At 74.9% G+C, this 7,850-nt stretch carries 10 protein-coding genes and 1 riboswitch; of the genes, 4 read left to right on the top strand and 6 right to left on the bottom strand.

Going from position 1 to position 7,850, the window contains the following annotated elements; translation table 11 throughout:
• Window positions 1–174: 174 nt before the first annotated feature.
• The 5 genes from GC157_05525 to GC157_05505 form a co-directional block, all read right to left on the bottom strand.
• Entirely contained in the window at window positions 175–771 is a 597-nt protein-coding gene (locus tag GC157_05525) for a hypothetical protein (GenBank protein MBI1376928.1), read from the bottom strand.
• A gap of 103 nt (window positions 772–874) precedes the next feature.
• Window positions 875–1,387, bottom strand: a complete 513-nt coding sequence (locus GC157_05520) for a GNAT family N-acetyltransferase (GenBank protein ID MBI1376927.1) — start codon at window positions 1,385–1,387, stop codon at window positions 875–877.
• A gap of 10 nt (window positions 1,388–1,397) precedes the next feature.
• Window positions 1,398–2,303, bottom strand: coding sequence for a zinc metalloprotease HtpX (htpX, locus tag GC157_05515; protein ID MBI1376926.1), 906 nt, complete (start codon window positions 2,301–2,303; stop codon window positions 1,398–1,400).
• A gap of 200 nt (window positions 2,304–2,503) precedes the next feature.
• Complete coding sequence (locus GC157_05510) at window positions 2,504–2,779, bottom strand: hypothetical protein (GenBank protein MBI1376925.1); 276 nt, start codon at window positions 2,777–2,779, stop codon at window positions 2,504–2,506.
• Between the two features lie 18 nt (window positions 2,780–2,797).
• The gene (locus GC157_05505; GenBank protein MBI1376924.1) at window positions 2,798–3,568 is read right to left on the bottom strand and encodes a PspA/IM30 family protein; all 771 of its coding nucleotides are present in this window, start codon (window positions 3,566–3,568) and stop codon (window positions 2,798–2,800) included.
• Here GC157_05505 and GC157_05500 point away from each other — a divergent pair.
• The 4 genes from GC157_05500 (at window position 3,540) to GC157_05485 (ending at window position 7,475) form a co-directional block, all read left to right on the top strand.
• On the top strand, window positions 3,540–4,361 hold the full coding sequence (locus tag GC157_05500; GenBank protein MBI1376923.1) for a DUF3043 domain-containing protein: 822 nt from the start codon (window positions 3,540–3,542) through the stop codon (window positions 4,359–4,361). The genes GC157_05505 and GC157_05500 overlap by 29 nt on opposite strands.
• An 84-nt stretch (window positions 4,362–4,445) precedes the next feature.
• Window positions 4,446–5,444 (top strand): aldo/keto reductase, encoded by a 999-nt coding sequence (locus tag GC157_05495; GenBank protein ID MBI1376922.1) that lies wholly within the window; start codon window positions 4,446–4,448, stop codon window positions 5,442–5,444.
• Entirely contained in the window at window positions 5,441–5,656 is a 216-nt protein-coding gene (locus GC157_05490) for a hypothetical protein (protein MBI1376921.1), read from the top strand. The genes GC157_05495 and GC157_05490 overlap by 4 nt, the downstream gene beginning before the upstream one ends.
• Window positions 5,657–5,723: 67 nt before the next feature.
• Window positions 5,724–5,863: riboswitch (cobalamin riboswitch) on the top strand.
• Between the two features lie 157 nt (window positions 5,864–6,020).
• A complete protein-coding gene (locus GC157_05485; protein MBI1376920.1) occupies window positions 6,021–7,475 on the top strand; it encodes a hypothetical protein in 1,455 nt (484 codons plus the stop codon).
• A gap of 118 nt (window positions 7,476–7,593) precedes the next feature.
• Here the strand turns inward: GC157_05485 and GC157_05480 are convergent, their stop codons facing one another.
• Entirely contained in the window at window positions 7,594–7,788 is a 195-nt protein-coding gene (locus tag GC157_05480) for a hypothetical protein (protein MBI1376919.1), read from the bottom strand.
• Window positions 7,789–7,850: the final 62 nt, after the last annotated feature.

Here is a 7,850-nt window from a genome sequence, read left to right as displayed (position 1 = left end):
GACATGCGCGACCTGACCCAGGCCGACTGCGACGAGGTCGCCCTCAAGCTCAACACCCGCCCACGCGAGACCCTCGGCTGGAAGACTCCCCGACAGGCACTCGACCGAGTGCTCGGTGCAACAGCCGCCTGAACCCGCCGCGCCGGATCCGCGCGTTCGGGCAGTAACGACGAGTCAGAGTCCGGGGGCGCCCCAGACGGCGAACCAGCGCGAGGTCTCCGGCTCGATCCGCAGGTCGTTCTTGACCAGGTCGCGCACCTGGATCTCGAGCAGGTTGTCGCGCCGCTGCACCGGCGTCCCCTCGAGGGTGCTGCCCGTGCCCGCCTGCGGCGCGAACGGGTAGAAGGTGCCCTGCTTGAACAGGTACACCAGGCCCAGGGTGCGCGTGCCGTCGGTGAACGACACCAGCGAGCAGAGCAGGGTGGGGCCGAAGCCGGAGTCGGCCAGGGTCGAGTTCACCGCGTGCAGGTCGGTCACCAGGCCGGGGACGTCGGGCGGGTCGGTGCGCACGACGAGCCAGGTGTAGCCGAACGAGTCGACCTCGGCCTCCACGCGGGGACCGCCGTCGACGTCGAGCAGTTGCTGCACCTCGGCCTGGACGTCGGCGAACGCACGGCCCTCCGGCGCGCGGAACGCGACCGAGCCGGTGCCCGTGGGCAGGAAGTCCATCGAGGCCTGGAGCGTGATGGCCGCCGAGGGCAGCGCGAAGAGCTGGTCGAGGTCGGGCTTGACCGGCTTGCTGCGCCCGAGGATCGAGTCGAGGAACCCCACGCGCCCAGGGTGCCTCATCCGGACCGGCGCCGACGACCCGGCCGCCCTGCGAGCACCCGGCGGGCCGGCATCCGGCTCGTGCCCAGGCGACCCGCGCGAGGGCTCACGGCACGTCGACGACGAGGAAGGTGAACTCGCGGCCGTCCGGCGCGGTCCGCCGGCTCTCCTCGTACGCCGGGCCCGCGACCTCGCGGACCACCTCGCGCCAGAACGGCGAGGCACCGGGGTTCTCCTCGAGGAAGGAGATCGACCAGCGGCCGGGGCGCGAGCGGAGCACGTCGAGGGCCGCGCGCCGCCCGACGCCGAGGCGGCGCAGGCCCCGCATCACGAAGAACGAGTGCACGAACGAGGAGCCGTCGTCGAAGGGCCGGGTCAGCACGAACCCGGCCGGCAGCCCGTCGTGCAGAACCAGCAGCGCCTCGAACCCGGGCTCGGACCGCCACCGCTCGATGCGCCGGTCGGCGAAGCCGCCGTCGTCGTCGGGCAGCTCGCCGGTGACCTCCGAGAGGTCGTGCCGCTCGAGCTGCACGAGCCGCTCGAGGACCGGCCAGGACCGGTCGTCGACGGGGACGAGCTCGACGTCGACGCCGCCCGACGTCCCGGTGCCCCCGCTCACAACGCGGGGCTCAGCGCTGGCCGAGCTGCGTGGCGATCTGGGCCAGCTGCTCGAGCCGCCGCTCCAGCGGCGGGTGCGTGGAGAACAGCGTCGCCATCGACATCTTGCCGGCGACGGCCGGGGCGAACGCGAACGCCGAGACGGCCTCCATCGAGCGCAGGTCGCGGTCCGGGATGCCGGAGATGTCGCCGGTGACCTTCTGCAGCGCGGTCGCCAGGGCGGTCGGGTTGCCGGTGAGCAGCGCGCCGGTGCGGTCCGCGGACAGCTCGCGGTAGCGGGAGAGCGCGCGCGTGAGGAGGAACGAGATCACGTAGACGGCGATGCTCACGAGCATCACGACGGCGAAGACCACCGCGGCGTTCTGGTCGCGGTTGTCGCGCCCGCGCGTCATGCCGCCCCACATCCACATGCGGGTGAGCAGCCCGGCGAGCACGCCCGCGAAGGACGCGACGGTCATGACGGTGACGTCGCGGTGCGCGATGTGCGAGAGCTCGTGGGACAGCACGCCCTCGAGCTCCTCGACCTCGAGCCGGCGCAGGATGCCCGTGGTCACGCACACGACGGCGCGCTTGGGCGTGCGCCCGGTGGCGAACGCGTTGGGGATGTCGGTCTGCGCGACCGCGACGCGCGGCTTGGGCATGTCCGCGAGCGCGCACAGCCGGTCGATGACGGCGTGCAGCTGGGGCGCCTGCTCGGGGGTGACCTCGACGGCGCGCATCGCGGCCATCGCCATCGTGTCGCTGAAGTACCACTGGAAGAACAGCCCGCCGCCCGCGATGAGCAGGACGAACCAGGTCTGGACGCCGAGGGCGATGAGCACCGCGGCGAGCACCACGTAGAGCAGCCCCAGGCCGAACATCGTCCCGACCATGCGCGAGACGAGACCCCGGTCTGCGGCGTACCGCGTCCTGGCCACGGTGCAGTCCTCCCTCTGGGCCGGGGCTGCGCCCGGTCCTCTCCCCCGTCAACGTCGACGGACCGGCCGATCGTTCCGTGCGCCCCCGCGCGCGAAACCTCGCCCGGAGCGAACACGCGCCGCACCGGCGGCCCGCCCGGCTCGTGGACGGGTCCGCCGAGCCGGACGGGCCGAGTCGGGCGGCGTCGCCGGCCCGGGGGTCAGCCCGGGATCAGGCCGTCCTCGTTGAGCATCGCGAGGATGTCCTCCTCGGTGGCGTCGGCGAACGGCAGGATCACCGCCGACTCCTCGAGGCTGTCCTCGGGCGGCCGGACGCCGACGCTGCGGACGCGCTCGAGCAGCGCGTCGAGCGCGCCGCGGACGTCGCCGTCCGGGCTGCGCAGCGCGCTCTCGAGCTCGCCGTCGAGCCGGTTGATCTCGTCGAGCTGGTCGTCGGGGACCTCGAACTGCCCCTCGCCCAGGATCCGGATGAGCATGGGAACCCCCTTCGCGGACTAGGCCTGCGACTCGCCCGCCGGCGGCGCGGGTGCCTCGGCGGGAGCCTCGATGGCCGGGGCCGGCGCGGCCCCGGAGACCTCGGCCCGCAGGGCGGCCAGCTGCGTCTCGACGTCGTTGCCGCTCGCCATCCGCTCGAGCTCGAGGGTGATGGAGTCCTTGCTGGTGCCGGTGGCGTCCTCGAGCGCGCCCGAGGCCAGCAGCTCGTCGATGGCCTGCCCGCGCGCCTGGAGCTGCGCGGTCTTGTCCTCGGCGCGCTGGATCGCCATGCCGACGTCGCCGAGCTCCTCGGAGATCCCGGAGAACGCCTCGTTGATCTTCGTCTGCGCCTCGGCGGCCGAGTAGGTGGCCTTGATGGTCTCCTTCTTCGTGCGGAAGGACTCCACCTTCGCCTGGAGGCGCTGGCTGGCCTGGACGAGCTTCTCCTCCTGGTCGGCGAGCTGGGCGTGCTGCGCCTGCAGGTCGGTGATCTGGGTGGCCAGCCCGGACCGGCGGGTGAGCGCCTCGCGGGCGAGGTCCTCGCGACCGCCGGCGAGCGCGGCCTTCGCCTGGCCCTCCAGCTTGTCGCTCTGCTGCTGGAGCTGGGTGAGCTGGAGCTCGAGGCGCTTGCGGCTCGTCGCCACGTCGGCGACGCCGCGGCGCACCTTCTGAAGCAGCTCGAGCTGCTTCTCGTAGGAGTAGTCGAGCGTCTCGCGCGGGTCCTCCGCCTTGTCCAGCACCTTGTTGGCCTTGGACTTGAAGATGAGGGTGAAGCGCTGCCAGAGGCCCATCGCGGGCGCCCCCTTCGTCGGCGTCGGTGGCACGGCTGCCCTGCCGTGCGCCTCCAACTTATCCGCCGCGCGTGCGGCTGTCGCCCGGCATCCGGGCCGCCGGGCCCGGCCTCTCCGGTCGGACGGCCCGGGCGCCGGCCGTAGGGTGGGGCCCGTGTTCCGCCGCAAGCCGACCGAGGCCTCCCCCACCGACACCGCCACCGTCACCGCGGGCAAGGGCCGTCCGACGCCCACGCGCAAGGAGGCCGAGGCCGCCCGCAAGGCCGCGCTGGCCGGCACCACCGACCCCAAGTCGGCGCGCAAGGCGGCCCGCGACGCGGAGCGCCAGATCCGGTTCGAGGCGCAGGCCGCGCTTCGGTCCGGCGACGAGCGGCGGCTGCCCTCGCGCGACCGCGGACCCATCAAGGCCCGCGTGCGGGACCTCGTCGACGGGCGGATCAGCCTGGGCGAGCTGTTCATCCCGGTCGCCGTGCTCGTGCTCGTCCTCGGGTTCGTGCGGGTCGAGGTGCTCCAGGTCGTGCTGATCTGGGTGTGGCTGTTCATGATGATCGGCGTCGTCGTCGACTCCGCCGTGATCGCCCTGCGGGTCCGCAGCACGCTGAAGTCGGAGTTCCCCGACGCCGACCCCAAGGTCACCGCGACGCGCGACGACCGCGGGCGCGAGGTCTACGGCACCAAGGGCACGGCGCTCTACGGCGTGCTGCGCGGCCTCCAGATCCGCAAGCTGCGGCTGCCCCCGCCCAAGGTGCGCTGGAACGGCCAGCCCAAGCCGCCCAAGGCCGCGAAGGCCTGACCCGGCGACCCGCCCGCCGCCGGACGGCTCGGCCGCGCCGAGCCCCGCGAGCCGTCGTCGGGCACCCGGCATAGGGTCGCGGCCATGGAGCATCGATACCTCGGCCGCAGCGGCCTCAAGGTCAGCGAGATCTCGTACGGCAACTGGATCACCCACGGGTCGCAGGTGGAGGAGGACGCCGCCGTCGCGTGCGTGCACGCGGCGCTCGACTCCGGCGTCACGACCTTCGACACCGCGGACGTCTACGCCGCCACCCGCGCCGAGGAGGTCCTCGGACGGGCGCTCAAGGGCCAGCGCCGCGAGGGCCTCGAGATCTTCACCAAGGTCTACTGGCCGACCGGTCCCGGGCCCAACGACCGCGGCCTGTCGCGCAAGCACATCCACGAGAGCATCAACGGCTCGCTGCGCCGGCTGGGCACCGACTACGTCGACCTCTACCAGGCCCACCGCTACGACCACGAGACCCCGCTCGAGGAGACGCTGCGCGCGTTCGACGACCTCGTCCGCGCGGGCAAGGTGCTCTACGTCGGCGTCTCCGAGTGGGACGCCGCGCAGATCCGCGAGGCCGTCGAGATCGCCGACCGGATGGGCTTCGACCGGCTGATCTCCAACCAGCCGCAGTACTCCATGCTCTACCGCGTCATCGAGGCGGAGGTCGTGCCCACCAGCGTGGAGCTCGGCCTCGGCCAGATCGTGTGGAGCCCCATCGCCCAGGGCGTGCTCACCGGCAAGTACCTCCCGGGCCAGCCCCCGCCCGAGGGCTCGCGCGCCACCGACCCCAACGGCGGGCAGTTCACCGAGCGGCTGCGCACCGAGCCGATCCTCACCGCGGTGCAGGGGCTGCGCCCCCTCGCGGAGCAGGCCGGCCTCACGATGGCCCAGCTCGCCGTCGCGTGGGTGCTCCAGCACGACTTCATCTCCTCGGCGATCGTGGGCGCCACGCGTCCCGAGCAGCTGCTCGACAACGTGAAGGCCAGCGGGGTGCGGCTCGAGGACGACCTCATGGCCGCGATCGACGGCGTGCTGGGCGACGTCGTGCTGACCGACCCCCGGCGCACCGTCTCGCCGGCGACGCGGCCGTGAGCACCTGGACCTGGCGCTACGAGCGGGCCGACGGCTCGCCCGCAACCGCGCTGCCGCCCGGGCTGCCCGAGGGCTTCCCCGCGCAGTCCGACGCGGAGAGCTGGATCGGCGAGGAGTGGCGCACCCTGCTCGACGCCGGCGTCGACGCCGTGAGCCTGCTCGAGGACGACCGCGCGGTCTACGGCCCGATGAGCCTGCACCCGCCGGCCTGACGCCGTCCCCGGGACCCCCTGGCCGACCCTGGTCCGCCGGGGGGTCCCGCGCGTGTACGGTGAGGCCCACAACTGAACATCACGTGCCTGACGTCCAGGGGAAGCCGGTCCGAACCCGGCGCTGAACCCGCAACCGTAGGCCGTTCCGCGCGGACACCCGTGCGGCGACGGCGAGCCGGAGCACCTGGCGGGCGCGAGAGGCTCACCCCGTCGAGGTCTACGGCAGGAGCCCGGACCGTTCCCGGTCCACCCGTCTCGCGCCCCTCGCTCCGGTCCTCGACCGGGTCGGGGGGCGTCGCACGTGCCACCCCGGGGAGCTGTCCGGACCGTCTGGTTCGTAACCGCTCACCGGAAAGGACCCCCTGTGGTCGTCACCCGAGGCCGGCACCGCGCCGGCTCCGCCGCAGCCGTGCTCACGGCCGCGGCAGCCGTCGCGCTCGCGGCGTCGCTCCCGCTCGCCCCCGCCGCGCAGGCGGCCACCCGCTCCGCCGCCCCCGTGCAGGTGGGCCTGTTCGGCAGCCAGGACCCCACCTACGACGGCGTGTTCCGCCAGTCGCTGGCCCTGCTGGCCTACGCGGCCGCCGGCACCACCCCGCCCGCCGACGCGGTGCACTGGCTGCTGGCCCAGCAGTGCGCCGACGGCGGGTTCGAGGCCTTCCGGGCCGACCCCGCCGCCGCCTGCTCCCCGTCGGACCCGGCGACCTACTCCGGGGAGGACACCAACTCCACCGGCATGGCGTCCGTGGCGCTGCGCGCCCTCGGGCACGGGGCCGAGGCCGACCGCGCGCTCGGCTGGGCGCTGGCCGCGCAGCGGCCCGACGGCGGGTTCCCCTACTTCGCCGGCGGCGACTCCGACGCCAACTCCACCGCGGTGGTCCTGTTCGCGACGGGCTCGGCGGGTCGCACGCCGTCGGCCGTCGCGAGCGGCGGGCCGTCGGCCGCGGACTTCCTCGCCTCGCTCCAGATCGGCTGCGACGGCGCGGCCACCGACGACGACGGCGGGTTCGCGTTCCAGGACTACGGCGCCGGGCTGACCGACAACGACGCGGCGAGCGTGCAGGCCACGCTCGCGCTCACCGGGGCGGCGCTGCCGCTGGCTGCCGCCACGGTGAGCACCGACGTCCCCCGCCAGACCTGCACCCCGGCACCCGTCGCCACGAGCGACTCCCCCGCCGCGCTGGGAGCCGGCCACATCGCCCGGGTGCTCGACGCCTTCGGCGGCGCGATCCCGCAGTTCGACTACTCGACCGGCGCCCGCCGGCCGGGCACCGTGTCGGCGGGCGACACCGCCTGGGCCGCCCTGTCGCTGGCCGCGGCCGGCGTGGGCCGCACGCAGCTCGACGCGGCGATCGCCACGCTGACCACGGCGACGGGGCTGCCCGCCGCCGGCCTGGCCAGCGGGTCCGCCGCGCCCTCGACCGCGTCCGGCTCGTCGACCGCCGCGGCGCTCGCTGCTCCGCACGCGAGGACCGCGACCGCCTCCTCCGACGAGCCGGGGCTGCTCGGCGTGGTCGCGCTCGCCGCGCACGCGGCCGGGGCCGCGAGCACCACCGTCGACGCCGCGGTCACCCGCATCGGCGCGACCATGCGCACCGCCGCGGCGACGGCGACGCCCACCCCGAGCGGCACCACCGCCTCGCCCTCGCCCTCGGCGTCGGGCACCCACGCCTCCCCCAACGACGACCCGGGCGACGCGGCCTCGCTGCCGCCCACGGGGGCGACACCGCTCACCGTGCCCCTGGGCGTCGGCGGCCTCGGCCTCATGGGGCTCGGCGCGCTGGTGCTGGCCTACGGCCGCCGCCGGGGGGCGCATTCGTGAGCGCCACCCGCCGACCGAGGGCCGCCGCCGCGCGCCGGCCGGCCCTCGTCGGCGTGCTCGCCGCGATCGCGGCGCTGCTGCTGCCCGCGGTCTGGGCCGCGCCGGCCCAGGCGGCGACCTACCGGTACTGGACGTACTGGTGGGGCAGCGGCACCGGGCCCGCGCACACCGGCTGGATGTTCGCCCCGCAGGGCCCGGCGTCGCACGGCGTGGCCGACACGTGGGTGCTCGGCTGGCGGTTCGCGACGTCCACCACCCGGGGCGGCACGCCGCCGCGCGCGCTGCCCGGGTACGCCGACCTCTGCCCGGGCACGAGCCCGCAGCAGGGCTCCGTGCGCGTCGCGCTGGTGATCGACTACGGCACCGCGGCCGACG

The organism is Frankiales bacterium, assembly GCA_016125335.1.
GTDB lineage: Bacteria > Actinomycetota > Actinomycetes > S36-B12 > CAIYMF01 > Longivirga.
This window is presented reverse-complemented; position numbering and strand designations above follow the sequence as displayed.